The organism is Rhodococcus sp. AD45-ID (assembly GCF_003023755.1).
GTDB classification, from domain to species: Bacteria; Actinomycetota; Actinomycetes; order Mycobacteriales; family Mycobacteriaceae; genus Rhodococcus_F; species Rhodococcus_F globerula.
The window spans coordinates 1,673,585-1,698,190 of the sequence record NZ_PYHL01000001.1 but is presented as its reverse complement, the minus strand read 5'-3'; the positions used below and the strand labels follow the sequence as shown (position 1 = coordinate 1,698,190).

Sequence of the window (24,606 nt, the reverse complement as noted above, 5' to 3'; positions counted from 1 at the left end):
CTGGACCACGTCCGAGCAAGCTGAGGTCAGTGATATTCGAGGATGCCCGTGAACACTCGATGGTGGAGAAGGGAATTGCGGCCATGAAACTGACGACCATCACTAATGTCTCCCTCGACGGCGTTATGCAGGGGCTCGGCGGGGCGGATGAAGACCGCAGAGGCGGATTCGAGCGTGGCGGATGGGCGCTGCCACTGTTCGGCAAAGACATCGAGGGTACGACGTTCGTCAAGGACGTCTACCAACGTGCCGACGCCTTCCTGTTCGGCCGGCGGACCTACGAGATCTTCGCCGGGTACTGGGGAGTGATGGAAGATTCGGGTAACCCCATCGCAACGGCATTGAACACGCGGCCCAAGTACGTGGCATCGACCACGCTCACCGAACCGGGTTGGGCGAATACGACCGTACTCTCCGGCAACCTTGCGACGGCTATCCGCGAGCTGAAAGCCAAGCCTGGGGGTGAGTTGCAGGTACACGGCAGCGGCAACCTCGTTCGCCGGCTGTTCGACAACCGGCTCGTCGACGAGATCACCCTGCTCATCTATCCCATGATCATCGGACAGGGCACACGGCTATTCCCCGAGTCGGGACCGGATATCGCACTGGACCTGGTCGACTCGCGAGTCACGTCAAAGGGCGTGACAATTCAGGTTTACCGGCCCACCGGGCGACCGGAGTATGCCACCGCTATCGCCGACTGAAGCACGCTCCATTGGTGTTGAAGCGTCAGTTGCCGTTGTGAGACATGCGGGCGCGGAGAACATCAACGCCGTCGCCTTCAAGATCGTCGAGCACCGATGCCCTCCCGACCATTGCGAGGGCCAGCGCCTCCGCTCGCCCGTGGACTTCTGGTCCGGTGCCGTGTTCCCAGGGGAGATCGGAAGCAGTGAACCGGAGGCCCTTGGTGAATCGACGCGGCTGTGCAAAGGGATCGGGTCGATCGAGTACAAGTCGTAGGCGCTCCGGATCGATCGTTCGAGGTAACCCGAGCGGTCGCCGGATGTCTTGCTGGTGCACAACATGGTCGGAAAGGGTGAGGCGTGGGGCATATCTTGCGAACCAACTCGTGGTCGCGGAAGCTGCGAGACGATCGACGAGGATGTCTGTCGGCACGTCATTCTGTGCGGTGACGTAGCTTTCGTTGACACGGTTAGCGGATAGATTGTGCAGCGCTGCAAGGAAATAGCGAGGCATCGTCACAGAATCCATCGACACGTGTATCGCAACATCGCGCACCGACCAGTGTCCGCAGAGCGACGGCGTTGACCATTGGTCAGGGCTCAACGTCTCGAGTAGCGTGACCAACTCCCGTCGTTCAGCGAGGATGTGAGCCTTTACGTTCATCTCCGCACGGTAGCGTGACCTCGCGCATTGCGGCGCCGAACACTGGTGATGGCGAACGCTGCGGTGTTGCTGCCGCGTTGACTGCACTTCTTCTGTGACGACGTCAGGCTTCGCTGCGAGTACGAAGATAGGAGAGTACCTGATCGAGACTCCGCACTTCTCCGCACTTGGCCGCGATGTCTCGCAGGTTCGAATCGTGCGCTTCTTGATGGCGATCGCCGACAGCGTTGGAGACGACAACGGGCACGAAGCCGTGTTGCAGTGAATCGATAGTGGTGGCGCGAATGCATCCGCTGGTGGAGAACCCGGTGATCAGCACGGTGTCGATCTTGGTGGCTGTCAGGGCCGCGGCCAGTGAAGTGCCGTGGAAGGCGCTCGGGTAATGCTTGGTGATCACCATCTCGCCAGGTTGGGGTTCGAGTCCGTCGATGAAGTCCGAGAAGGGGTTACCCGCGACGAAGTGGCGCAATGCCGGAACCTTGGAGAAGAACAAGCCGCCGAGAACGCCCGCGTCGTCGTCGTAGAGCACCTGGGTCAGATAGACCGGTATTCCTGCAGCCGAGGCGGCAGCCCGGAGTGTCCGGATACGCGTAACCACTTCTTCGGCACCGACATACAGCGGTGATGACGGTTCGGAGTATGCCTTGGCAGGATCGACGATCACCAGCGCCGGGCGGGACCCGAGGGGGAGGGAGCCGCCGAATCCGGAGAAGGTGTAATCCCCGGAGAGATCGGCGCCGGCGATCGTGGTGATCTGGTCGGTCACGACTGAAAGTCTTCGTCAATCTGTACAAACGTCTTCGACGAGAGAACAGGTTTGATGTGGTCGGTCAGCACCGCGACGTGTGCGGCGTGCGTTCGGTATGCCTCCCATGAGGCCTTCGAATCGAAAGTCATCGTGAACATCAGGTCGGCATTGCCCTCGGTCAGACCGGCATCGATGGATACCTCTGCCTTCTGCAACCCGGGGATCTGGCCGGGTAACGCGCGCAGTGCCTCGGCGATGCCGTCGCGGTTGTTGGTAGTGGCCTCGTCGTTGAAGGTGAGAAGTCCGACGTGACGGAACATCGTGGTTGATCCTTTCAAGTGCCGGGCGGAGAGTGTCAGAAACGTTCGAGGAGTGAGCCGTGGCCCGCGATCTTGTCGTTGATGCCATTGGCGCGCAGCGCATGCCACACAGTGGCGAGATTGATGGCGATGACGGGCTTGCCGAGTTCCTTTTCGAGTTCGGCAGCAACCGTGATGGCTTCGAGGTTGGTACCCGCCTGGATGAGCGCGTCGACATCGGGTCCGTCGACAGCCAGGAACGCGGCCCGGATGTCCTCGGGTGTTTCGTCGGCGATGGACGTCGCAGATGCAGACTTCAGCCCGTGGATACCGGCAACGTCGAATCCGAGTTCGGTGAAGTATGCAACAACCTGCTCGTCGCCGACCGGCTGATAAGGGGTGACGATGCCGATCTTCTTGGCGCCGAATGCTTTCAGGGCCTCAGCAGCAGCCGTAGCGCCGGTGGTCACGTCGAGGCCGGTGAGTTCGCGGACGTTCTGTTCGAACGCAGCGTTGCCGGCGACGCCACCCCAGAAGGTTTCTGCGGACATTCCCATGACGATGTAGTCCGGGTTGGCAGTCATGACGATCTCGAGTGCCGACGGCAACGCAGCGTTGAGATCCTCACGGAACAGACCGAAGGCGTCCGCGGAATCGAGAGCCGCAGCCTTGATCATGATCCGGCCGGTGTGCCAGGAGCTGTCTTGCGGGCGGATGTGGTGGAACTCCCGCTCGACCGACGTGTTGGTGGAGGGGACGATCAGCGCAAAACGCCTGCCTTTGCTGATGGATGAGACGCTGCCAGCGGTGGCGGTCATGCGAGACTCCTCGAGGGTGTGGGGTTGATGTGGGTCACTGCGGACGTAGCGAATCCGGCGCTCTGTGCAAGTTGCGCATCCTGCCCGGTCAGTGCAGTGAACCGATCCCAATCCCGTTGCGAGAGGCCAGAGGATCGGGTGGCGCGGATCTGTGTGTACATGGCCGTGATCGACTCGGCGGACGCAAGGATCGGTGCTACGGGGTAGATCATCAGTGCAACACCGAGTTCGCGAAGAATCCGCGGATGGGGCAGTGCGGAGTGGTCGCCGGCTTCGCTGACGTTGATCACCAGTGGAGTGCCGGGGATCGCGTCATGGATGGCGCGTAGCAACTCCTCGCTGTAGGCGCCTTCGACGAACACCAGGTCGGCGCCGGCCGCGGCATAGGCGCGCACTCGGGTGAGTGCCGCGTCGATACCGTCGACCGAGAGTGCATCGGTGCGGGCGATGATCAGCGCAGATCTTCTGCGACTGGAGGCGATCTCGATCTTGGCGACCATTTCCTCGATCGGCACCACCTGGCGACCGGTCAGATGTCCACAACGTTTGGGCGCGACCTGATCCTCGAATTGGATGGCCGCGGCACCGGCACGTTCGAGACGGGTGACGGCCTCACCGACCTGAAGTACTCCGCCGTAACCGGTGTCACCGTCCACGATCAGAGCGATGTCACTGACCGCGGTCATGCGGCGCACCTGTTCGGCCATCTCGGCAAGTCCGAGGTATCCCAGGTCGGGTTGGCCTAGTGCCGCCGCGGACACCGCTGCACCAGAGACGTAACCGGCCGTGAAACCGGATGCGTCGAGTGCCTTGACCGAGACACCGTCGTACGCGCCGGGGGCTAAAACTGTTTCGTAGCAGAGCATTTCGGAGAGTCGTCGTCCGGCAGGCCTGGTTGCGGCGGGGACGGCACGCAGTTCGCGGGCGAGGCGGCCCATGGTGATGCGCAGTGACGTGAACATGGCGGCCGTACGCAGGTGATCGCGTTTGTCGAGCAGATCGCGGTCCATCGCGGAGAGCATGTCCGCGCGGGCCTCGCGTTCGGCATCGTCATCTTCGCTCATCGAGTCGTAGTTCTTCTGCGCTTGTGCCTGAACGTGATTGAGTGCGGCGTCGCGACGCAGTTCACTGTAGAGAGATGCGGCATGAGTGGAATCTGTGCCGGTCAGCGCGGCATCGATGACCTCTGCTGCGGCCCAGGCGTCGTGGATGCCACTGTTCATCCCCATCCCACCGAGCGGGTTGTTGACGTGTGCTGCATCGCCGGCGAGCAGGATGTGTCCCGAGGCGAATGTGGCAGCTGCGCGCATGTTGACCTTGTAGATCGAAGCGTGCGGTACGTCGTATCGGCTGGGCTGCGGCGCAATTCGCTGTAAACGAGCTTCCATCGCGTCGGGGGACAGGGCGGACTCGTCACTTTCGTCGTCCTGGACCGGAAACAGCGCTCGCCAGTGATTCGGTGTCCGCAGCAGCACACCCCACTCTTCCGGGTCGGAAATATACGAGACATATGCCAGGTCCGGGAAGTCGTCCCGGAATTCGTGAGTCGTCGAGATAACCAGGAAACGCTCGTCGTAGGTCCGACCCTCGAATGAAATTCCCAGGCTCTTACGGATATTCGACTGGGCACCATCGGCAGCGACTACCCAGCGCGCCCGTATCGGGTGGTCGCGGTCGGTGCCGGGTAGGAATATGCGCACATGCTCGAATCCCTGCTCGACGCGACCGACCGGGCTGGAGAATTGAAGCGTGACATTCGGCATCGTTTCCAGATGACGGCGGATGATGTGGGTGAGATTGTTCTGCTCGCTCTGGAGTCGGAACGGGTACTTCGTTTCTCCGGCAAGCAGACTCATGTCCATCTCGGAGAGTACGGCGCCAGCGCGTTCGCGGTACTGGAATACCGGTGCTTCGAGGCCGACGGCGCGAAGTTCGTCGACCACGCCGAGTTCCTCGAGCAGTTCGAGCGAAGACGGGTGAAACGTGGAGGCACGGGATTCCTCGGCTAGATCGTCGCCGGCCTCGAGGACGAGGACCTGGTACCCGAGCTTTCCGAGTTTGAGCGCGGCGACCATGCCGACCGGGCCCATACCGACCACGACGACGGTGTTCATGTCGGCGTCGGCGGCGGTAAGTGTGGAATCAGACATCAACCGACGTCCTTTCAACGAGAAGGGGGCCGTAGAGGTTCGGCTGGCGTGTGCCGACGGGATCGAGGTAGTGCCCCATCATCTTGCTGTGCGATTCGCGAAGGTCGAGTCGCTGTATCAGCTGCTCTTCGAAGCCGTACCGGGTCCACTGCGCCGAGGGGTATCTCATGAGTGCAATGGGCTGACCGGGGATGAAGAGATCGGAGCGCACGATTTGGCTACCGACCTTGGCCGGGCTGTCGAGTCGATTGACGGAGACAAGGTGTACGCGGTTTTCCTCAGTGCGCTCGGTGGCCGCCATGTCGGGGGCTTCCTGCCGATCCCAACTGGTGGGGTGCAGGACCAGTTCGGCGCCTCGAAGCGTCAGCAGTCGCATGACTTCGGGGACCCATACTTCGTTACCGATCATCAGAGCGATGGAACCGAGTGCGGTGTGTGCGACCGGGAGCTCGTCTCCGGCAGTGGCCCACAGGCTTTCTGCGGTATCGAGGTGAGTCTTGCGATACTCGAGTGCGATCTCGCCGTCCGCGTCGATCAGGTATGCGGTGGAGTAGAAGGCGTCACCGTCCCGCGCGACGAGATGTACGGCTACCCAGAAGGAATGCTCGGTGGCTGCGGCGCGAATCCGGCTGAGTACCTCGGTGGAGGTGGCTGCCGCAGCAGCGGGGTCGGTATCGACTTCACCGGGCTTGAAGCAGAACAGTTCAGGCAGTACGCCCAACTGTGCGCCTTGCTTGGCTGCGTGGGCAATCTGCCCGATGGCCCTCTGAATCGTCCATTCCCGGTTGTGGAACCAGGAGACCTGCAAGGTGGCGACATCGACAGGCTTGGCAGGCATGTCGGGTGAGAGCGCACCGAGCATGTCGGCGACGGGCAACTCGTCGTGGGGGACCATCAAGTCGCCGTAGAGATCGGGGCGGCGCCACCCGAAGACGTCGGTGAAGCCGGGCACGTTCTTGTCGTCGGCAGCGTCGACGTCGATGTCGGCCCAGATGAGGCCCTCGGATTCCTCGCCGGCGCAGGCCAAGATCTCTCCACGAGGGGAGACGACCTGGGATCCACCCATCCACGGCCAACCGTCGGCTGGGCCGCCGACGGTATTGGAGGAGATATGCCAGACATGGTTTTCCAGGGTGCGGAGTGGTACATGGACCCGTACCTCGTCCGGCCCACGGGAATTGAGCGAATTGCAGAAGATCTGGGCGCCGAGGAGACCGAGAACCCGGGGAACGTCGGGGACGATGCCGTCCGCACACATCAGCAGGCCGATGCGGCCGATGGGGGTGTCGATCACCTTCAGGGGTTTGGTGCCGGGAACGAAGAGGGTGTATTCGTAATCCCAGAAAACAGTCTTGTGATGTACATGTTCGATGTCGCCGTACGGCCCGATCAGAACCGAGGCGATACGGACGTTCGGCTTGATCTCGTCGCTCAGGTCGACGCCCACCACTGCGTACATACCGAGTTCGGCGCAGGCGGCCGAAATGGTGGTGACGAACTCGCCGTCCAACCTCTCGGACTTCTCCCAGCATTCTTCGCGGTCGGTGTAATCACGAACGCGGTTGCTGTTCTCGGGAAAGACTACAAGTTTTGCGCCCGCATCGTGCGCGGCGCGTAAGTAGTTCACGACAATCTGCGCATTCGCGGCCACGTCGGTTCCGGAGAAGAACTGTGCGGACGCCACTCGGAGTGTGGGTCCAGCGGAAGAGATGTCCTGAGGTGCTGAATCAAGAATTTCCATCATGTGGTTTCATTCCTTCCATATTATGGATATGAGATTAATGGCAAGTCGCGGTGCGTGCAAGCGGGCCGGTGACGAATTCGTCGTATTGTGGGTACGCTTCTTCATATTCTGGGAGAAGCTGGTTTTGTACTGTGAGAAAGAGTAGGCCTCGAATTGCCCATTCCGAGTAGTCATAACAAGGTCAGTGGTGCCGGCAGTAGCCGAAAGCTGTTGTCTGCCTTGCTCTGTTTCACGGAGGAACGGCCGACGTGGACGGTGGCCGATCTCGCCACCGAACTCGACCTCTCGGTCACCTCGACGTACCGGTACGTGGCACTGCTTCGCGAGGTCGGCCTGCTCGACAGTGCCGCCCAGAACTCGTACCGGGTAACGGATCTCGTGCTGAGTCTCGCTAGAGCATGTGAGGCGGCGCAGGCTCCGCTCGCCGAGATCGGGCTGCCGATCATGACCCGCGTCCGAGACGAGATCGATGAGACGGTTCTCATCGCTCGCCGGGGCGGAGACGCGGCGTACTGCGTCGACCGGGTGGAATCCCGCCGCCCGGTGCGACTTCAGTTCGACAAGGGGCAAGCGATGTCGCTGCACGCCGGTTCGCTGTCGCGCATCCTGCTGGCATCGATGTCGCGTTCCGAACGTGCCGCCCATCTGGCCGCGATTCTGCCGACCCTGCCCTCTGCGCGGATCACGATGCTCACCGACGAGGCGTTGGATCGGACGCAGGCAGAGGGATGGACAGAAAGCTTCGAAGAGGTTGACGAGGGTATCTGGGGTTGCGCTGCCGCGATTACGTCTCACGGCGCCGTTGTGGCATCCATCGGTACGGCCGCGCCGATCTTCCGGTCGGATCAGACGCGTCGGGACCGGATGATCGAGTTGATCCGAGACGCGGCGGCGGAAATCTCGGAGTTGCTGGACCAGTACTGATATCGGATGATCAACAGGCTCACGGGCGGAGGACATTGACGACCATGGGTTGGCTGTGCTCGTGGACTCCGAGCCCGCCGTAGTCGATTCCGATTCCCGATGCCTTGGCAAAAGGCATCGGGACTGCGGGTTCGAAAGCGCCGTGCTGGTTCACCCACGCGGTACCGACATCGAGTTGCACGGCCAACGACTCTGCGCGCTCGATGTCGGCGCTCCAGACGGAGCCTCCAAGGCCGTACGGGCCGCTGTTCGCTTCGATCACTGCCTCTGCGGGATCGTCGAACGCGATGATCGGGAGCAGAGGGCCGAACTGTTCTTCCTGAACAAGTGGATGACTGCGTGAGAGCCCGGTGACTGCCGCAGGGGCGAGGAAAAGTCCGCGGTCGGGGATCGGGCCGACGCTCTCATGCAGCGTTGCGCCGGATTCGACTGCCGCATTGCGCAGTCCCAGAACACGTTCGAATTGTGGACGATTCTGGATCGGGCCCATGTCGGTTGCCGGTTCGAAAGCGTCCCCCAGGACGACATCACGTAGGCGCGCAGCATATCGATCGACGAGTTCGTCGTGAATCGAGCGCTCCACGTATACCCGCTTCACTCCGGCGCAAAAAGCGCCACAGTTCAAAAGTCCGATCTGCGATGAGAACTCGACAAACGTGTCGAGGTTTGCGTCGGCCAGCACGATGGCGGCGTCGTTTCCGCCAAGTTCGAGGGTCAGCCGTTTGAGTTGCCGGGCGGCAGAGGCGGCGATGAGCTTGCCGGTTGCGGTCGAGCCGGTAAACGAGATCTTGGCGACGCGAGGATCGTTGACCAACGCCGCCCCTGCGACGCCGTCGCCGTTGACGACGTTGAGGACACCGGCTGGAAAGATCGACCGAGCCAGTTGGCCGAACCGGAGAGCGGCAAGCGGTGTGAACGGAGAAGCCTTCAATACCAGCGTATTTCCCGACAGGAGTGCGTTGGCGACTTTGACCACCGCTAGTAGTACCGGGGAATTCCAGGGGGCGATGGCACCGACCACGCCCAGCGGACGTCCGATTCGGCGGACCGATGACCGGTCGTGCGGAATCTGCTCCACGTCGGGACCGGTCGCAGCGATTGTCCGGACGAAGCGTCCCGCGCTCAATACTTCGCTCCGGCAGCGGCGAAGGGTGCGCCCGGTCTCGGCGGTCAGAATCAGTGACAACGTGGTTACGTCCGCTTCCAGTGCTGCGGCAAACTTTTCGAGTGCTTCGCGGCGCTGCTCCCATGAAGTACGGGACCAGGCCGGGAATGACGAATGCGCTGCCAGGACAGCAGCAGCGATGGTTGCCGCGTCGCCGAACGGTGCAGTCGCGATCGTTTCCTCCGTGGCCGGGTACGGCACGTCCATGGTTGACACGGGCGGACAGTCCTCGCCGCCTACCGTCTGTTGAAGACCGAGCCCGGCCAACCACTGCGCTGGATCGACGGGTACATCCTGGTACATCGGTTCAGTCATGTTTTCTCCGTCGATGGAAAGCGCGCAGGTGTCGGCCTGGCGCGAGGAATGCGTGGTCGGAAGGGGAACTCAGGTGAGTTCGGGGTTGTGCGGCTTGGCAGCGGCGCTGGGGTTGAAACCGTCGCGCAGAGCGTCACCGATCATGTTGAACGCCAGAACGATCAGGAGCAGTGCCAAGCCGGGGAACGCCACCGACCACCACGACAGACGCAAGGCCGTCTGGCCGTCGGCGAGCATTGAACCGAGGGAGAAGTCCGGTGCCTGGACGCCGAGGCCGAGCAAGCTCAGTCCACTCTCGGCCAGTACGGTGACGCCGACGCTGGTCGACCACAGGACAACGATCGGCCCCACGACACTGGGTGCGATGTGGCGCAGCATGATGCGAGGTGTGGAAGCGCCGAGGGTGCGTGCAGCGGTGACGAAGTCGAGACGGCGAACCTGGGAGACGGAGTTGACGATTGTTCTCGCGTATAGGGTCCAGGCCCAGACTGCCAGAACGGCAACAAGATTGACGATGCCAGGACCGAGCACTGCGGTCAGTGCGATACCGACGGCGATGAACGGGATCGCGAATTGGATATCGGCGATGCGGAGCAGGAAGCTCCCGAGGAATCGCTCGTAGTAACCGGCCAGAATACCGAGGATCAGACCGAGGGCAGCGCTGATCGTGGCCGTGATGATGCCGACCGCCAGGCTCAGTCGCAGCCCGTACAGCACGCGACTGTAGACGTCGCGGCCCAGCGAGTCGGTTCCGAACAGGTATCCGCCGTCGCCGCCGAGCCAGAAGGGTTTGGTGTTGGCATCGGAGAGAGTCTGAAGTGCGGGATCCTGGGATGCGAGCACAGGCGCGAAGACTGCTGCGATAACCAGGATTCCGAGAATCACGAACCCGATCTTGCCGGTCGGATTCGACCAAGCCTTACCGAAGACCTCGCGAGTGCGCCCGGGGGAGCGCTGTTCAGCCTTGGCAGCCGGCTTTGTACCGGTGGCTTGATCGGTGGTCGGTGCTTTCTTGGTGGGGCCTGTCGACGTCATGCGGACACCTTCGTTCGGAGTCGGGGGTCGAGAATGCGCACAACCGCGTCCATCGCGATGTTGACGATCGTGATCAGAACCGCCATGACGAACACGCAGGCCTGGACCGTCGGGAAGTCACGGGACGAAACGCTGCGAACCAGCAACTGGCCGAGTCCGGCGTAATTGAGGAGCGGCTCGAGAATCAGCAGTGAACCCATCATCAGCGAGAACAGAATGCCGAGAAACGCTACGAGCGGCGGAATGGCGAGTGGGACTGCATGCTTGACCAGTACGGTGCGCGACGAGAGGCCTTTCGACTTGGCCATGGTGACTGGTCCCTGGCCCAGTGCGTCGATCAACTGACCGCGGGTCAGACGTGTCATCGTCGAAAAGCCTTGCACGGTGAGAACTGCGATCGGAATGACCAGGCTGATCGCACCTTTGGATCCCGTAGCGGGAAGCCAGCCGAGGGTGATGGCAAAGATCAGGACCAGCAGCAGAGCCAGGATGAAGTAGGGGATACCGTCGAGGATGAAGGCGGCGGCCATGATTCCGCGGCCGCGCTTGTTAGCCTGGTTCAGAGCCGCGTAGGTGCCGATGCAGGCCGCCAGCAGAGCGGCAAGAAGAATGCTGGGGACAACGATGGAAAGGCTCGGGACGAGACGATCCATCGCCAACGTCCCGGAATCGACCTTCGATACGAAAGAGATGCCGAAGTCGAAGGTAAAGGCGCCCTTGATCGAATCGAAGTACTGCACGATCAGTGGGGCGTCGAGGCCTAGGCGTTCGCGAGTGGCGTCGATGACGTCTTGCGTGGCTTCGGGTGGCGACATGAGCACCGCCGGGTCACCGGACATCCGGGAAATCACAAACAGGAATGTCGTCACACCGACGATGACGGTGGCAAGAAGAACCAATTTGCGCCAGAGGTAATCGAGTACTTTCATGACGTCGCCGGCACTACGTAGTGCTTCGATGCTGCGGAAAAGATCCGTAGAATCATCTCTTCGCGTTCGGTTTTGAGCTTCTCGCGCAGTTCCGGATCGGTGATCGGGGCATCCAACTCGTCAACCCCGAGTGCGTCGTGCTTGCGGAGCGCATTCTCGAGCAGGATCTGTCGGTCGCGAAGTACCCACACCTCGGAAGCAAGTTCGAGGAGCATGCGCATCAGCGCGTCGTTGTCGGTATCACCGTTGAGGTACCGGGGGTCGTCCAGTGCGAATCCTGGCATGGGTTCGTCCTAACTACGGGTGGAGGTGAGGAGTGCGTCAGAGCGCGTTTCGAGGGTCAGCGGCAAAGGCGACCGCGGCGCGGTTGTGCGGTGCGCGCTCGAGTTCAGGGTGAGTTCGCCGGGGAAGTGGCAGGCGACCTGACGGCTCTCTCCTCCGGTGGTGCTGGGGACTGTGGTCAGTGCCGGCTCGTTCACCGCGCAGGTGTCGCGGGCGATAGCGCATCGTGTGTGGAACGGGCAGCCTGACGGTGGATTACTGGGCGACGGGAGGTCGCCGCTGGGCAGGATACGGTTCTCGGGGCTGAGCTGCATCGACGCCAGCGAAGCGGCGTACGGGTGCAGCGGCTCGTCGAAAACCTCATCCGACGTTCCGGTTTCGACGATCCGGCCCAGGTACATCACGGCGATTCGGTGGCTCAGGTGTCTGACCAGCGACAGGTCGTGACTGATGAACAGGTACGACAGTCCACGTTCGGCCTGAATGTCCTGAAGGAGATTCACCACCTGCGCCTGAACCGACACGTCGAGTGACGCAGTGGGCTCGTCGGCGACGATGAGGGTGGGATCGAGCATGAGAGCGCGGGCGATGCCCACACGCTGACGCTGACCACCGGAGAGTTCATGGGGATAGCGGCCACCCATCTCGCTGCCCAGTCCCACACGATCGAGCATGTCCGCTGCGGCGCGGCGCCTGGCGTCCTTGTTCCCGATTCCATGCACGGTCAGTGGCTCGGTCAGTACATCCTCGAGCTTGAGGAACGGGTTGAGTGAGGTGGACGGGTTCTGGAACACCATCGCCGAACGCCGACGTAGGATCTGGGACAGCTTGCGGCCCTTGACCTTACTGACGTCCTGGCCCTCGAAAAGAATCTGTCCGGAGGTAGGGGTGTACAGGCGCAGCGCGGTGCGGCCGACGGTGGTCTTGCCACTGCCGGACTCGCCGACCAAGCCCACAGTCTCACCCTTGCGGACTGTCAGTGAGACACCGTTGACGGCCTTGACGGTTTGGCGCCCCGGACCGGGGAAGTGCTGATGGACATCCTGGAGTTCGAGGATGGTTTCGGATTTGGAGGTCATCGCTGTGCACTCGCTTCCAGTATCGGATCGGTGTCGAACGGATCGGCGACGGTATGGGCGTCTTGCACGCGCAGGCAGGCCGTCATCCGGTCGCCAGCGGGATCGAGGGCCGTCAACTGGGGTCGGTGTGTTCGGCATTCGTCGGCAGCGAAGTCACAACGAGGTGCAAACGAGCAACCGGCGGGCAGTTTGTCGAGTGCCGGCGGGCGGCCTTCGATGGTGCGTAGGCGGGCTCCCGAGTTGTGCTCGGGTGCCGTCTGCAGTAACGCCCAGGTGTACGGGTGTTGCGGGTTGCTCATGACCTCGGCGACCGGACCCTGTTCGACCACCGCGCCGGCATACATCACGACCAATCGATCCGCGATACCGGCGATCACATCCAGATCGTGCGTGGCGATGATGATGGTCAAGCCCATTTCGCGGTTCAGCTCACGAAGCAGTTCGAGAATTTGGGCCTGAGTGGTGACATCGAGGGCAGTGGTCGGCTCGTCACAGAGCAACAGAGAAGGCTTGGCCACCAAGGCCATTGCGATGACCACTCGTTGCAGCTGGCCACCGGACATCTGGTGTGGATAGCTCTTCAGACGCGACTCGGCGTCGGGAATTCCGACGCGCGCGAGAGTTTCCGCAGCGAGGACACGGGCGTCGGCTTTGGACAGCTTCGGGTCTCCCGAGCGCGCCGATTCGATCAGCTGTGACCCGATACTGTGCATGGGGTGCAGTGAACTCCACGGGTCCTGCAGGATGACACGTGCTTTGCGCGAACGGAATTCGCGTAGTTCAGCTTTGGTCATCTGCGCGACGTCTTTTTCGCCGGCGATGATCGATCCGCCGATCCGGGCGCCCCAAGGCAGTAAGCGCATGGCACCGAGCATTGCGGTGGACTTCCCTGAACCGGATTCGCCTGCCAGAGCCACTACCTGTCCGGCCGGTACCTCGAAGCTGACGCCGTGCAGAATCTGCAGCTCGTCGTTGGCGCGGGGCAGGTGGACTGTGACATCGCGAAACGAGAGCGCGAGGGGCTCGGCCGACGAGGTCGGGGTGCTGGTTGGCGTGGTCACGTCAGGGATCCTCATTTGGGCTTGCGGGCGGTCGTCACCCAGGGATACGACTGGGGGCCGTGGGCTGCTTGGTTGATGTCGACGAATCCGGCGTCGGCGGCTGCCTTGACCAGGTCGATGGTTGCGGCGGTACGCCACCAGGGTTCGTTTCCGTGGGCGGCATCCCAGTCGTCGAGCCAGGCTTGGTACGGCGAGCGTTGCGAGTACGGGGCGACGTCGGAGAAGTGAACGTGTCCACCGGGTTTCAAAAGTCGAAGTGCTTCGACGAATAACTGGCGAATCGTGTGCGGCGGGACCTCGTGCAGAAGGATGAACGACGTCACGAGATCTGCTTCACCGGCGGGAAGTCCAGTGTCCTCGGCAGCAGCATGAACGCCGGTGATAGTGACTCCGGCGTCTTCGGCGCGGCGCAATGCGTATTGGACCTGAGTGCGGGAGAGATCGACGGCAGTGATCTTTGCGCCGGGGTAGGTCTCGGCGAGTTTGAGCGTGTACTGTCCTGTGCCACAACCGAGATCGACAATATTCGTGTACGAGTCCGCAGGGGCAGCGGCGGCGATGACGCCGCGCTGGGCGAAGAGGTCGCCGGGAAAGATCTTCTCGAGCAGGTAGTGGTAGATCATCTCGTGATGAATGAAGCCCATGTGGGGGTGACCGTCCCAACCGCCGGCCGTGCCGTGGAACTCGTAATCCCAATAGCGGGGAACGTCGTCACCGATGTGGTCGATCACTGTTGCGATCGGCGTGGCTAGCGGTTCGAGCTCGCCGCGCCTGCGTTCGAATGCGGCAGCTGCGCGCGGCGTTGCCACTCCGCGGCTCCATGACAGCGCCGCGCCGATAAGGCGTTGCACCTGAACGCTTTCGAGCTCATTGTCGACGCGGTTGCGCAGTTCTGAGATGTCCTCGTAGGGAGTTTCGAGAATGCCCGTTGCATCGAGTCGCTCCCGGACCTGAGTGCGCAGTGGGGCTAGACCGACTCGGAGTGCTTGCAAGAATTCCAGCTCGGAGCGCCCGCGCTGGTCGATCAGTTCGCCCTTGGGCAGTGGCGTGGTTGTGGTCACCGGAACTCCTTCTCCGAACATCTCGAGCTGGTCAATCGTGGGAGTGCGGGGCCACCCCTCATGTGTGGCCCCGCACCGGTCGGAATCACGCGGTGGTGGTTGCCTGATCGAACTGGAGCATGATGCCGGTGGAGAAGTCGATGCCCTTCGTTCCCGCAGTCACGCCGCCGACGGACGGACGAGCGTACGTGTAGAGGATGTAGGACTGTTCCTTGATGTACTCGCTGCACTCGATGAGCTTCTTCTCGCGTGCGTCGCGATCGAGTTCGCGGCGGCTCGCCGCGTACAGTTCGGTCCACTTAGGATCGGACACCATCGGACGGTTGCCGGAAGAGACGAACGAGAATGGTCGATCGGCGTCGAACACGCCGGTGTATGACGCGCCGCGGAAGAACAGATCCGCGTCGGTGCCCTCTCGGAACTGGCTGATCCAGACGGCAGCTTCGTTGGATTGGATAGTCGGCTTGAATCCGACTGCGGCGAGCTGCCCACCGATGGCTTCCAGCAGAGGCTTGTACAGGTTCAAACCCGAAATCGTGATCGCGGCACCTGTGGCACCGGCCTCGGCGAGGAGCTTGCGTGCCTTGTCCTGATCGGTCGTGGGAGTAGTGATCGTATCGGTGTAGCCGAAGACGGACTTGATCGGGAGCTGACCGTCTTCCTTCGTGCCGGCGCCGTAGGTGAGTGCATCGATCAGACCCTGGGAATCGATGGCTGCGTTTGCGGCCTGGCGAACTCGTATGTCGTTGAACGGGGCCTTTGCGGTGTTGAACTGCATCATGTTCTGGCTACCGCTGAATGCGGCCGAGACCTCGAAGTCGCTGTTTCCGGCGAGTGTCTGCAGAGCGCTGCCCGGCAATTCGTGGGCGACACTGAGCTGGCCTGACTCGAAAGCTGCTGCCATTGCACTGGAATCGGAGAAGTAGCGCAGTTCGACCGTGGGGGTGGCCGCCGGGGTGCCCCAGAAATCGGTGAAGGCCTCGAACGTCACCGACGTATCGATGTCGAATCCGGAAGCGATCTTGTACGGGCCACTGCCGATCGGGTTCATGGCAAAGCCGTCAGCTCCGCCCGCTGCAACAAATGCAGCCTTGGGGACGATGAAGACCTGCGCGACGATGTTCATCAAGAGCGGCTCGGGTGTCTTCGTGACAACGCGCACGGTGCTGGGATCGATCGCAGTCACACTCACGATGTTGGTAAGAATCGATGCAGTGACGAACTTCTTCTCGATGCTCTCGGTGAACGAGAACGCTACATCCTCGGCGGTCAGAGTAGTTCCGTCGTGAAACTTGACGCCGTCCCGGATCGTGAAGTCGGTGGTGACATCGTCGATGCTGGTCCAACTGGTGGCGATTCGAGCAACGGGTTCAGTCGCGTCGGCAAGCATGCGAACCAACGAATCGAACGCGTTGTACTGGTACGTCTGGTAGGACGAGTTCAGACCGGTCAGAGGGTTGATCGACGTCGTGGTGCCGATGATCAGGCTGCTGGCAACGGTGCCAGTGGATGCGGCGTCGGCGGAACACGCGGTCAGTGCGCTGCCGGCAAGGAGGAAGCCCGCGCCCATGGCGCCGAACTGCAGGAAGCGTCGGCGGTCGACGGAGACGCCGGAGAGAGGGTTGCGGGGGGCCACGAGAACTCCTTGAGTGAATGATCTGTGCGAGTGAGGTTTTCGAGAGTGATGTAGGGCAGCGTTCGTGCCGCTGGGTCAGTGTGCGAGGGCCCGGGCGACACGCTCGTCGGACGGCGAAATCGCTCCGAAGATGCGCTCGGCCAGTGCACGACGCTCGTCGAGAAGTGTTGCTGAGAGTGCCGCGTCGGGCTGGTACTCATCGACCGCGCTGCCTGTCAGCACACCGTTGTCTTCGAGGATCTTTTCCAGAATCATGTTGCGGTCCTTGAGAATCCACAGCTCGGAGGTCAGCTCGGTGACCATCCGGGCGAGATCGTCCAATCTCGCTGATTCCAAGTACTGCGGACGTTCGGGGGTGGCTACTGCGGACATGTCGTACTCCTGTATCGGCGCTCGTGTCGGCGGGTGAAGCTGTGTCGTCGGGTGAGGCTGGATCAGAAAGGCTTGGTAGCCCGGGTCACCCACGGGTACACCCCACCGCCAACGCCGTAGGCTTCAATGTCGGTGAAGCCTGCTTCGGCAAGGGCTGCAGACCAATCCGTCGCCATTACTTCCCGCCAATACGGTTCGCCGCGATTCTCGGTTTCCCAGTCGAGTACAACCGCGCGGAATGCCGATTGTTTGTCATACGGTGCGATTTCGCTGATGAGCAGGTTCCCGCCGGGCTCGAGTACGCGGAAGGCCTCGGCGATAATCGATTTGTTCGCGGCGACCGGTACCTCGTGCATCAGGGTGTAGAACGCGACCAGGTCTGCTGATTCGGATTCGAGGGGGGTCTGCTCTGCGGACGCGTGTATCCATTCGATATCCATCTGCTGCTGCGAAGCAAGAGCGAAGGCGTGTCGTAGGGCCGACTGGGACAGTTCGATACCGGTGATACGGGCGTTCGGGAAGGCTCTGCGCAGTGCGAACGTGAATCTACCGGTGCCGGCGCCGAAGTCGACGATGTGCTTGTAGGTATCGCGGGGTGCTTCGCCGGCAACCAGCGCACGCTGATCGAGCGGGTTCGACCCGGTGCGCACTGCGCCCACGCCGCCGGGGGCTAGAACATAGTTGAAGACGAGTTCCGAGATGGCCGGACCCATCAGGTCGTGGCCGTCCCAACCTCCCGGGGTGAGATGGAATCCATGTTCCCAGTATGTGGGGGCTTCGATTTCCAAGTTGAGGGTCAGTGAACCACTGGGTTCCTTGACGTCGAGCCAGGCTTCAACTGCGGGGCGAACCTTCTCGATTGCGGGCAATGCGCGAATGTAGATCTCTTCGGCGACCCAGCGAGTGAGAAGGCGATCGAATTTCCACGATGCGGACGTATCCAACGTGGAGTTTACGGATTCGCGACGAGCGTCCAGGTCAAGCGGAGGGTTCGGCACTGCGGCGATGTATTCGGCCTCGGCGGCCGATTGGAGGGTCTTTCCGGAAAACTCCTGCACAGCGCCGAGAAACTGTAGTCCCGCACGTCCTCGTTGCTTTAGTTCGACCTTCATGACTGTCCATTTCGCTATGTGGTGAGATGATTGCCACAGTGTGGATATCCAGACTGTAGGCGGTAGCTGAACCCTGCGTCAAGGCCGTATTTGTGCTGCCTGGCAGGGAATCTCGGCAGATTCGGGAGTGATGTTTCCGTTGTGTAAAAACATGAGGGCGTAATGCGGGTTATGGCCGGTCATCGAGATTCCAGAGGGCTCGTATTGCCGAAAAATCTGGAAATTTGAATCGCCTAATACGGAATTTGTCGACGATCCGGTGTCGAGAGACTCTTGCGCGCCTGAAACGCGGCGTTCTGTTACTTTGCGGTAAATCTCGAGATCTGCGTACGCGACGCGGGCGTTGTCAGACCACGTTGCGCGCGTGTAGCGCAGCAATACCGGCCTCGTCGAAACCCAAGTCGTGAAGGATGTCGGCGGTGTCGGCACCATGAGCGCGTCCGGTGTGCCGGATGTTGCCGGGTGTCTCACTCATTCGCCACATGACGTTCTGCATGCGCATCGGTCCCAGATCAGCATCGTCCACGGTGGTGGTCATACCGATGGACTCAACTTGGGGGTCGGTGAGCAGATCGCTGGGTTTGTACACGGGCGCCACCGCGGCTCCGGCTGCCTCGAATGCTGCGATGACCTCGTCCCGGGTGCGGGCTCGAATCCAGTCGCCTACGTAGCGGTCGAGGAGATCCGCGTGTTTGGCGCGTTCACGGCCGGTGGCGAACCATGGCTCCGCGATGACCTCGGGATGTCCGACGAGTTCGAGCACACGTTCGGCGATCGAGTTGGCGCTGGTAGAAATCGCCAGCCAGTGATCATCTGACGTGAGATACAGGTTACGAGGGGAATTGTTGCTTGATCGGTTGCCGGAACGCTTCTGGTCGATACCGAGTTGATCTGCGTAAATGATGCCCGGGCCGACCGCGGTCATGATGGGGCTCAGGAGGTCCAGATCGATGACCTGTCCTTTGCCCGCGTTACGGGTCCGATTGAAGAGCGCCATGGACACCGCAGAAGATCCGGCTACTCCGGCGATCGAATCCGCCAATCCGAAAGCGGGCAGGGTAGGAGGACCGTCGGCCGATCCGGTGAGGTGCGCGAATCCACTCATCGATTCCACCAATGTGCCAAAGGCAGGACGCTTAGAGTAAGGCCCGCTCTGACCGAAGCCGGTGACACGCAACATGATCAGACCTGGATTGAGTTTTGACAGCACGTCGTATCCGAGGCCCCATTTTTCGAACGTGCCGGGACGAAAGTTCTCGATCACAACATCCGCGTCGACAACGAGTTTCTTGAAAATCTCGGCACCCTCCTCGGAGCCAAGGTGCAGCGTGAGCGTCTTCTTGTTGCGCGACAGCATCTTCCACCACAGCGGCTGGCCGTCTTTCTCCAAACCGTGGCCGCGCATACCGTCTGGCCGAGTCGGATGCTCGATCTTGACGACGTCTGCACCAAAATCTCCGAGGATTTGGGCGACCAAGGGTCCGGCAAGAATCGTCGAGGCATCGAGAACTCTGATGCCTTTCAGTGGGCCGGTGGGTTCAGATGAAGTGGTCACGGTTCCTCGAGATCTGTGGGGCGCAGTTACAGGCAGAAAGCTGGGTGAAGCACCGGCAGGGCAGGGCTTGAAGCACGACCGCCCCGCCGGGCAACTGGGGGCAGGGATCAGTACGGGCGGTGCAGGTAGCGGCCGACCGGATCTCCCGAGACGGCACCGTCTGCGAATACGTGGTTGCCGCGAACAAATGTGTCGGTGACCTTGGCACTCAATTCGAAGCCCTCGAACGGGGTGTATTCCTGTGCTGATTCGGAATCCTCTGCACGCACCGTATAGGTGTGTTCGGGATCGACGAGGGCGATATCGGCGTCGAAGCCGACTTCGATGCGTCCCTTGCCTGGCAGTCCGTACCGTTCGGCCGGGTTGGATGCAGTCAGTTCCGCGATGCGGCGCAGGCTCAGGCCGCGCTTGCGTCCTTCGGTGAGGAGGCCGGGAAGCAGGTACTCGGCGCCACCGAAGCCGGACTTGGCAGCAAAGATGTCACCCCGGTCCTCGGCGAACTTCTTCTCGTCCTTGCAGCACGCGTGATCGGAGACGACCCAGTCGATATCGCCGGCAACAAGGTGCTCCCACAGTGCTTCGACGTCTTCGCGGGGACGCAGTGGCGGGTTGACCTTGCCACCGAGGCCGTATGCCGTGTCGATGTCGGCGAGCAGGTGTCCGATGGTGACCTCACGGCGGAAGTTGATGTGCGGGAATGCCTTTGCCATGCGCATTGCGGCTGTCAGCGCCTTGCGTGAGGTCAGGTGCAGAAGGTTGATGTTTGGGAGCTGCGTCTCGTCGGCCAGGAAGGAGGCGATAGTGACGGCCAGGCCTTCGGAGTGCGGCGGGCGGGATGCACTGTACGCGGCCAGCCCGGTCAGGGTGCCTTCTTCTTCGACGATCTTGGTGTAGGCGCTCATGATCTCGGCGGTCTCGCAATGAAGTGAGAGCGAAATGTGATCAGCTTTGTCGCCGAGTTGCTCCCGTGCAGCCTGAATACCGCGCATCACGAATTCGAAGTGAGCGATGTCGTAGCGCTCTTCTTTCGGGATCATGAGGAATTCACTTTGGTCGCTCGAACGACCGTGTAGGCCGTGGCTGCCGTAGAACATGAAGATCTTGAACGACGTGACGCCGTGATCGGTTATCAGCGAAGGAATTTCGCCGATCTGTTCTTTGGACATCGGAGCCAAGTGGTACGCGTAGTCGACGTACGGCTTGCCCTCGGTCTCCGCGAGAACCTCGGGGAACACGTCGGCATATGCGCCGCCCTTGTTCATGTAGTACTGCCCGGTGCGCATGTACGACAGTGACGTTGTGACGCCGCCCTGAGCGCACGCGCGGGACTCGATCGAGGCGTCCTCACCGAGCGGGTTGTAGATGCCCCAATGCTGGTGACCGTCAACAACACCTGGGAACGCGACCTTGCCGGCTGCGTCGATGACCTTCTCGGCTCCTTCAACCGCGATGTCTGCTTCGAGGCGGGTGATTTTGCCATCGACGATGGCGATGTCGAGCAGTTCGCCGTTCTCGGGGGCGTCGGCGCCCGGGCGCACGACCAGAGCGTTCTTGATCAGGAGCGAGATGCTCGTCATGAGGATCCTTTCGTCGTCGGCCGGTTTCGGCCGCCGGAGCAGTTCAGGTGATTGAGGTTTAGTGGAGTTAGCGGTTTTGTGCCGCAATGTTATTGGCGGCTAGGTAGGCCAGGCCCAACGCGGGCAGCAAGCCGTTGCCCGCCAGGTATCCGGAGGCGCCGTGTCCGGAAATGCCCATTGCCGCGCCACCTGAGGCGTAGAGACCGGTGATGGGGGAGCCGTTGGGGCGTAGTACGCGGGCGTGCTCGTCGACGACCAGTCCGCCCTGGGTGTGGAACAGTGCGGGGACAATCTTGACTGCCGCATACGGCGCGACAAGTGGATTGGCGAAGTAGGTTCGGCCGTGCGAATCAATGGACTCACCGCGCGAGATGGCCTCGATATCAGAAAGTTCCAGTGTGACGGCTTCGACAGGGAGTCCGGTGACCTGCGCCAGATCGTCGGCGGTGTCTGCCCAGACGATTGCTCCGGAGTCGACTGTCTGCTGAAAGTCGGTGAAGGCCAAACACTTGTCGAAGATGGCCTGGTCGATGACGATCCAACCTTCGGAACCGGGTTGCGCAGCCAATGTGGCGGCGTATTCGGAGTATCCGGTGGTTTCGTCGCCGAAGCGTCGACCGTCCTGTCCGAGAACGATACCGCCGTGCATGATCGTGGCCCATCCGACCAGGGTGGTCGCCTTCTTCGACAGTGCCGCGTGTCCTTGGTATGCATCGAGGAATGCAGAGTCCGCGCCGAGTTCAGCTCCGATCCGCAGCGCGTCACCGAGCGAGGTTTCACTGCCGTGGTATCGGGCGTCGGCGATCTCGGGAATCAGTTCACGAACAAGTTCGGGGCTTCCGCCATAGCCGTTTGTCGCCAGAACTACTGCACGAGTAGTGATTTCCTCGGTGCTTCCGTCGGGCATCTGTATGACCACTGCGCGCACAGCTTGATCGTCGTCGAGCAGGACTTCAGTCAACCTGGCAGGAGCGAGGAGGTCGATCTTGTCGTTCGTCGAGACCGCCTGTGCAAGATGATCCAGGAGGATCGAGCCGTGACGGCCTTCGACGGTGTGGCAGCGAAATGCCGAGTGGCCGGGGTAAGAGAAGTCGGTGACCAGGGTCAGCGGAATGGCCAGGTGGTCGGCCATCCATTCCACCAACGGGGCGCTGACTTCGGCCATGGCTTTGGTCAAGCGTGCATCTGCGGAGCCTTTTGTCTTCCGCATGATGTCGGCAACGAACTGCTCTGGGGAATCGTCTATGCCCTCGGTTGCCTGCCAGCGTGATCCGGCCCCGGGGATCATCGCTGTGGACATCGATGTGTTGTTACCGCGACGGAAATGTTCGCTGGCTTCTACGACAAGAACGTCGAGTCCGAGTTGGGCGGCCCGGAGTGCTGCGGCCAGTCCACCGCCGGCGCCCGCTACGACGAGATCGGGCCCTTCGGAATTCGATGCTGGTGCGTTCATGGCGGGACCATGCCTCCTTTTACCGTGCTGCATGCGGCGCAGCGTAGACGTGCCGTGAAAGCGTTGAACCTTCGCCTCAATCAGATGTTCCGCTGGGAGAAACGATACCGCGGAATCGATGTTCAGACTCTTTCACAGTACTTCACTGCAGGTCAACGTTGATCTTACAAAACGAATGTTACGTGCGGGTTAGCGATGCGATCGAGCGGATCGACATCCGAGCGTGTCAGTGTTCCGCTGATGGAAACGGTGCTATACATTGAAGTGCACAATCGGTCGAGCACAGTTGAAAGGCGGCAGCCCAGTGGTTACCCAGGGCACTACCTCGGCGGATCGAGCCGCCGACATTCTCTTGCTCTTCGTCGATGGCGAAGAAACCCTTGGCGTTTCCAAGATCGCTCGCGATTTGGATTTGTCGAAGGCGGTGGTGCATCGTGTGCTCACCAGTTTTGTCGACCGGGGCCTACTTGTCGCCGGTGGCGCTGACCGTGGCTATTCGCTGGGGCCGGCCGCCGCCGCCCTAGGAGCTCGTGCACTTCGCACCTCGCCGCTACGCGAAGTGGCGCGTCCGGTGCTCGAGGACATTGCGCGACTCACCGATGAAACGGCGACACTGTCAGCGCTGGTCGGGGGTGGACGCGTATACCTCGACCAGATCGAAAGTCAGCGTGATATCAAGATGTCGGTGGAACTGGGGCGCCGCTTCCCGCTTCACAGTGGTAGCTCAGGACGTTGTATCCTCGCCTTCTTGCCGCCCGAACAGATCGAAGAAGTTCTTGCACAGGAACTTTCGGCACTGACCTCGCAGACGATTACCGACCCGGCCGTTCTCGGTGACGTATTGACACAGATACAACGCTTCGGATACTCGCAGTCGACCGGCGAGCGACAGGAAGATGCCGCGTCGATGGCAGCCCCGGTTTTCGACCTGGACGGACGAGTTGTCGGCGCGCTCTCGGTCTGCGGCCCGGCGCTGAGAATGACCGAGGAATTCCGCCAGTCCCACCGGGACATGATCATCGCGGCATCCGACCGCGTTTCCCGCGCACTCGGATGGCGAGGTGGTCTCCCTGACCCGATCGCGAGAAAGTAACTATGAGAGCACCCGCACGTTCCTGGCTGTATGTCCCCGGGCATAAGGCGGGATTGATACCGAAGGCGCTCGGCAGCGGTGCCGACGCCGTGATCATCGACCTCGAGGATGCAGTCCCGGCCGAGTCGAAGGACCAGGCCAGAGTCAATGCAGTCACGATCGCGAAAGACCGTGGGAATGCTGTTGATGCGCCGGAGATTTGGGTCCGGATCAACCAAGCGGGAAGTCCGTGGCATGATGACGACGTCGCCGCTCTAGCTGGTTCTGCAATTGCCGGGCTGCGTGTGCCCAAAGCGGAATCGGTAGAGTCGGTGCGCGCAATCGCGGAAGCGTCTCGGCTCCCGATTCAATTGATTCTCGAGACAGCACTCGGACTGCTCGAAGCGCCGGTGCTTGCCCGTGCTCATCCTTCCGTCGTGGGAATCAGTCTCGGCGAAGCCGATCTGTCGGCGGATCTTCGCGTCGGCCCCGGCGGCTTGGACTGGGCGAGGGGTTGGCTCGTAACTGCCGCGCGCGCAGCGGGATTACCCTCACCTGCCCAAAGCGTGTGGACGCACGTGCGAGATCTGGATGGACTTCGCGCATCGAGTATTCGCTCACGGGAGTGTGGTTTTCACGGCCGCACCGTTATTCATCCCACTCAGATCCCGATCGTCAACGATGTTTTCACCCCTACCGACGCCGAGGTTGCCGCCGCGCAGGCCATCGTCGATGCAGCACAGCAGGCCGCCGAGGACGGTTCGTCCGCCTTGCTTGACACAAATGGTCGATTTATCGATCCTGCCGTCGTTGAACAAGCGCGCGTCGTTCTCTCGCTCGCCCGGCCCGATCACGTCTCATCCTGACCTTGT

The 24,606-nt window shown here is 61.6% G+C and carries 23 protein-coding genes; 4 read left to right on the top strand and 19 right to left on the bottom strand.

The features are described from left to right. The first annotated feature begins 29 nt into the window (after positions 1–29). Positions 30–704: a dihydrofolate reductase family protein gene (locus C7T36_RS07685; protein WP_239654617.1), complete on the top strand. Its 675-nt coding sequence runs from the start codon at positions 30–32 to the stop codon at positions 702–704. Between the two features lie 25 nt (positions 705–729). Here the strand turns inward: C7T36_RS07685 and C7T36_RS07680 are convergent, their stop codons facing one another. The 6 genes from C7T36_RS07680 to C7T36_RS07655 form a co-directional block, all read right to left on the bottom strand. Then, positions 730–1,347 carry a maleylpyruvate isomerase family mycothiol-dependent enzyme gene (locus C7T36_RS07680; RefSeq protein WP_045064486.1) on the bottom strand — a complete coding sequence of 206 codons (618 nt, stop codon included), beginning with the start codon at positions 1,345–1,347 and terminating at the stop codon, positions 730–732. 103 nt (positions 1,348–1,450) lie between these two features. Further along, positions 1,451–2,113 carry an isochorismatase family protein gene (locus tag C7T36_RS07675; RefSeq protein WP_239654616.1) on the bottom strand — a complete coding sequence of 221 codons (663 nt, stop codon included), beginning with the start codon at positions 2,111–2,113 and terminating at the stop codon, positions 1,451–1,453. Next, the gene (locus C7T36_RS07670) at positions 2,110–2,415 is read right to left on the bottom strand and encodes a Dabb family protein (protein ID WP_045064484.1); all 306 of its coding nucleotides are present in this window, start codon (positions 2,413–2,415) and stop codon (positions 2,110–2,112) included. Before C7T36_RS07670 ends, C7T36_RS07675 begins: the two co-directional genes overlap by 4 nt. A 35-nt stretch (positions 2,416–2,450) precedes the next feature. Next, a complete protein-coding gene (locus C7T36_RS07665; protein WP_045064481.1) occupies positions 2,451–3,212 on the bottom strand; it encodes an aspartate/glutamate racemase family protein in 762 nt (253 codons plus the stop codon). Next, positions 3,209–5,362: an FAD-dependent monooxygenase gene (locus C7T36_RS07660; protein WP_052683344.1), complete on the bottom strand. Its 2,154-nt coding sequence runs from the start codon at positions 5,360–5,362 to the stop codon at positions 3,209–3,211. The genes C7T36_RS07665 and C7T36_RS07660 overlap by 4 nt, the downstream gene beginning before the upstream one ends. Further along, positions 5,355–7,106 carry a carbon-nitrogen hydrolase family protein gene (locus C7T36_RS07655; protein WP_084702423.1) on the bottom strand — a complete coding sequence of 584 codons (1,752 nt, stop codon included), beginning with the start codon at positions 7,104–7,106 and terminating at the stop codon, positions 5,355–5,357. Before C7T36_RS07655 ends, C7T36_RS07660 begins: the two co-directional genes overlap by 8 nt. 153 nt (positions 7,107–7,259) lie before the next feature. On the opposite strand from C7T36_RS07655, the gene C7T36_RS07650 reads away from it, so the two are divergent. Further along, entirely contained in the window at positions 7,260–8,030 is a 771-nt protein-coding gene (locus C7T36_RS07650; RefSeq protein WP_084702421.1) for an IclR family transcriptional regulator, read from the top strand. Between the two features lie 19 nt (positions 8,031–8,049). Here the strand turns inward: C7T36_RS07650 and C7T36_RS07645 are convergent, their stop codons facing one another. The 13 genes from C7T36_RS07645 to C7T36_RS07585 all read right to left on the bottom strand — a co-directional run bounded on the left by C7T36_RS07645 (position 8,050) and on the right by C7T36_RS07585 (position 22,662). Beyond that, a complete protein-coding gene (locus tag C7T36_RS07645) occupies positions 8,050–9,510 on the bottom strand; it encodes an aldehyde dehydrogenase family protein (protein WP_084702419.1) in 1,461 nt (486 codons plus the stop codon). Positions 9,511–9,579: 69 nt separating this feature from the next. Beyond that, a complete protein-coding gene (locus C7T36_RS07640) occupies positions 9,580–10,545 on the bottom strand; it encodes an ABC transporter permease (RefSeq protein ID WP_052683342.1) in 966 nt (321 codons plus the stop codon). Continuing rightward, complete coding sequence (locus C7T36_RS07635; RefSeq protein ID WP_045064474.1) at positions 10,542–11,474, bottom strand: ABC transporter permease; 933 nt, start codon at positions 11,472–11,474, stop codon at positions 10,542–10,544. The genes C7T36_RS07640 and C7T36_RS07635 overlap by 4 nt, the downstream gene beginning before the upstream one ends. Beyond that, positions 11,471–11,758 (bottom strand): hypothetical protein, encoded by a 288-nt coding sequence (locus tag C7T36_RS07630; RefSeq protein ID WP_045064472.1) that lies wholly within the window; start codon positions 11,756–11,758, stop codon positions 11,471–11,473. The genes C7T36_RS07635 and C7T36_RS07630 overlap by 4 nt, the downstream gene beginning before the upstream one ends. Positions 11,759–11,767: 9 nt before the next feature. Further along, entirely contained in the window at positions 11,768–12,835 is a 1,068-nt protein-coding gene (locus tag C7T36_RS07625; RefSeq protein WP_084702418.1) for an ABC transporter ATP-binding protein, read from the bottom strand. Next, positions 12,832–13,896 (bottom strand): ABC transporter ATP-binding protein, encoded by a 1,065-nt coding sequence (locus C7T36_RS07620; RefSeq protein WP_052683339.1) that lies wholly within the window; start codon positions 13,894–13,896, stop codon positions 12,832–12,834. The genes C7T36_RS07625 and C7T36_RS07620 overlap by 4 nt, the downstream gene beginning before the upstream one ends. A gap of 11 nt (positions 13,897–13,907) precedes the next feature. Next, positions 13,908–14,957: a class I SAM-dependent methyltransferase gene (locus tag C7T36_RS07615; RefSeq protein ID WP_162487723.1), complete on the bottom strand. Its 1,050-nt coding sequence runs from the start codon at positions 14,955–14,957 to the stop codon at positions 13,908–13,910. 85 nt (positions 14,958–15,042) lie between these two features. Beyond that, positions 15,043–16,593 (bottom strand): ABC transporter substrate-binding protein, encoded by a 1,551-nt coding sequence (locus C7T36_RS07610; RefSeq protein WP_045064469.1) that lies wholly within the window; start codon positions 16,591–16,593, stop codon positions 15,043–15,045. A 75-nt stretch (positions 16,594–16,668) separates the two neighbouring features. Next, entirely contained in the window at positions 16,669–16,965 is a 297-nt protein-coding gene (locus C7T36_RS07605) for a hypothetical protein (RefSeq protein ID WP_045064468.1), read from the bottom strand. A 62-nt stretch (positions 16,966–17,027) separates the two neighbouring features. Beyond that, positions 17,028–18,077, bottom strand: a complete 1,050-nt coding sequence (locus tag C7T36_RS07600; protein ID WP_052683334.1) for a class I SAM-dependent methyltransferase — start codon at positions 18,075–18,077, stop codon at positions 17,028–17,030. Positions 18,078–18,423: 346 nt separating this feature from the next. Beyond that, complete coding sequence (locus tag C7T36_RS07595) at positions 18,424–19,632, bottom strand: CaiB/BaiF CoA-transferase family protein (protein WP_045064467.1); 1,209 nt, start codon at positions 19,630–19,632, stop codon at positions 18,424–18,426. A 107-nt stretch (positions 19,633–19,739) separates the two neighbouring features. Then, positions 19,740–21,209, bottom strand: coding sequence for a dihydroorotase family protein (locus C7T36_RS07590; RefSeq protein ID WP_045064466.1), 1,470 nt, complete (start codon positions 21,207–21,209; stop codon positions 19,740–19,742). A 67-nt stretch (positions 21,210–21,276) separates the two neighbouring features. Further along, entirely contained in the window at positions 21,277–22,662 is a 1,386-nt protein-coding gene (locus tag C7T36_RS07585) for an FAD-binding protein (RefSeq protein WP_045064465.1), read from the bottom strand. Between the two features lie 304 nt (positions 22,663–22,966). Between C7T36_RS07585 and C7T36_RS07580 the strand changes: the two genes are divergently transcribed. Together C7T36_RS07580 and C7T36_RS07575 are read left to right on the top strand one after the other, a co-directional pair. After that, the gene (locus C7T36_RS07580) at positions 22,967–23,755 is read left to right on the top strand and encodes an IclR family transcriptional regulator (RefSeq protein ID WP_045064464.1); all 789 of its coding nucleotides are present in this window, start codon (positions 22,967–22,969) and stop codon (positions 23,753–23,755) included. Between the two features lie 2 nt (positions 23,756–23,757). Then, positions 23,758–24,600, top strand: a complete 843-nt coding sequence (locus C7T36_RS07575) for a CoA ester lyase (protein WP_045064462.1) — start codon at positions 23,758–23,760, stop codon at positions 24,598–24,600. The last annotated feature ends 6 nt before the right edge of the window (positions 24,601–24,606 follow it).

What these genes read in the sequence shown, in the direction of transcription:
- C7T36_RS07585 (WP_045064465.1), bottom strand. Translation starts at nt 22,662, where the DNA reads ATGAACGCACCAGCATCGAATTCCGAAGGGCCCGATCTCGTCGTAGCG.
- C7T36_RS07635 (WP_045064474.1), bottom strand. Translation starts at nt 11,474, where the DNA reads ATGAAAGTACTCGATTACCTCTGGCGCAAATTGGTTCTTCTTGCCACC.
- C7T36_RS07575 (WP_045064462.1), top strand. Translation starts at nt 23,758, where the DNA reads ATGAGAGCACCCGCACGTTCCTGGCTGTATGTCCCCGGGCATAAGGCG.
- C7T36_RS07670 (WP_045064484.1), bottom strand. Translation starts at nt 2,415, where the DNA reads ATGTTCCGTCACGTCGGACTTCTCACCTTCAACGACGAGGCCACTACC.
- C7T36_RS07590 (WP_045064466.1), bottom strand. Translation starts at nt 21,209, where the DNA reads ATGACGAGCATCTCGCTCCTGATCAAGAACGCTCTGGTCGTGCGCCCG.
- C7T36_RS07600 (WP_052683334.1), bottom strand. Translation starts at nt 18,077, where the DNA reads ATGAAGGTCGAACTAAAGCAACGAGGACGTGCGGGACTACAGTTTCTC.
- C7T36_RS07645 (WP_084702419.1), bottom strand. Translation starts at nt 9,510, where the DNA reads ATGACTGAACCGATGTACCAGGATGTACCCGTCGATCCAGCGCAGTGG.
- C7T36_RS07680 (WP_045064486.1), bottom strand. Translation starts at nt 1,347, where the DNA reads ATGAACGTAAAGGCTCACATCCTCGCTGAACGACGGGAGTTGGTCACG.
- C7T36_RS07660 (WP_052683344.1), bottom strand. Translation starts at nt 5,362, where the DNA reads ATGTCTGATTCCACACTTACCGCCGCCGACGCCGACATGAACACCGTC.
- C7T36_RS07605 (WP_045064468.1), bottom strand. Translation starts at nt 16,965, where the DNA reads ATGTCCGCAGTAGCCACCCCCGAACGTCCGCAGTACTTGGAATCAGCG.
- C7T36_RS07640 (WP_052683342.1), bottom strand. Translation starts at nt 10,545, where the DNA reads ATGACGTCGACAGGCCCCACCAAGAAAGCACCGACCACCGATCAAGCC.
- C7T36_RS07625 (WP_084702418.1), bottom strand. Translation starts at nt 12,835, where the DNA reads ATGACCTCCAAATCCGAAACCATCCTCGAACTCCAGGATGTCCATCAG.
- C7T36_RS07630 (WP_045064472.1), bottom strand. Translation starts at nt 11,758, where the DNA reads ATGCCAGGATTCGCACTGGACGACCCCCGGTACCTCAACGGTGATACC.
- C7T36_RS07655 (WP_084702423.1), bottom strand. Translation starts at nt 7,106, where the DNA reads ATGATGGAAATTCTTGATTCAGCACCTCAGGACATCTCTTCCGCTGGA.
- C7T36_RS07665 (WP_045064481.1), bottom strand. Translation starts at nt 3,212, where the DNA reads ATGACCGCCACCGCTGGCAGCGTCTCATCCATCAGCAAAGGCAGGCGT.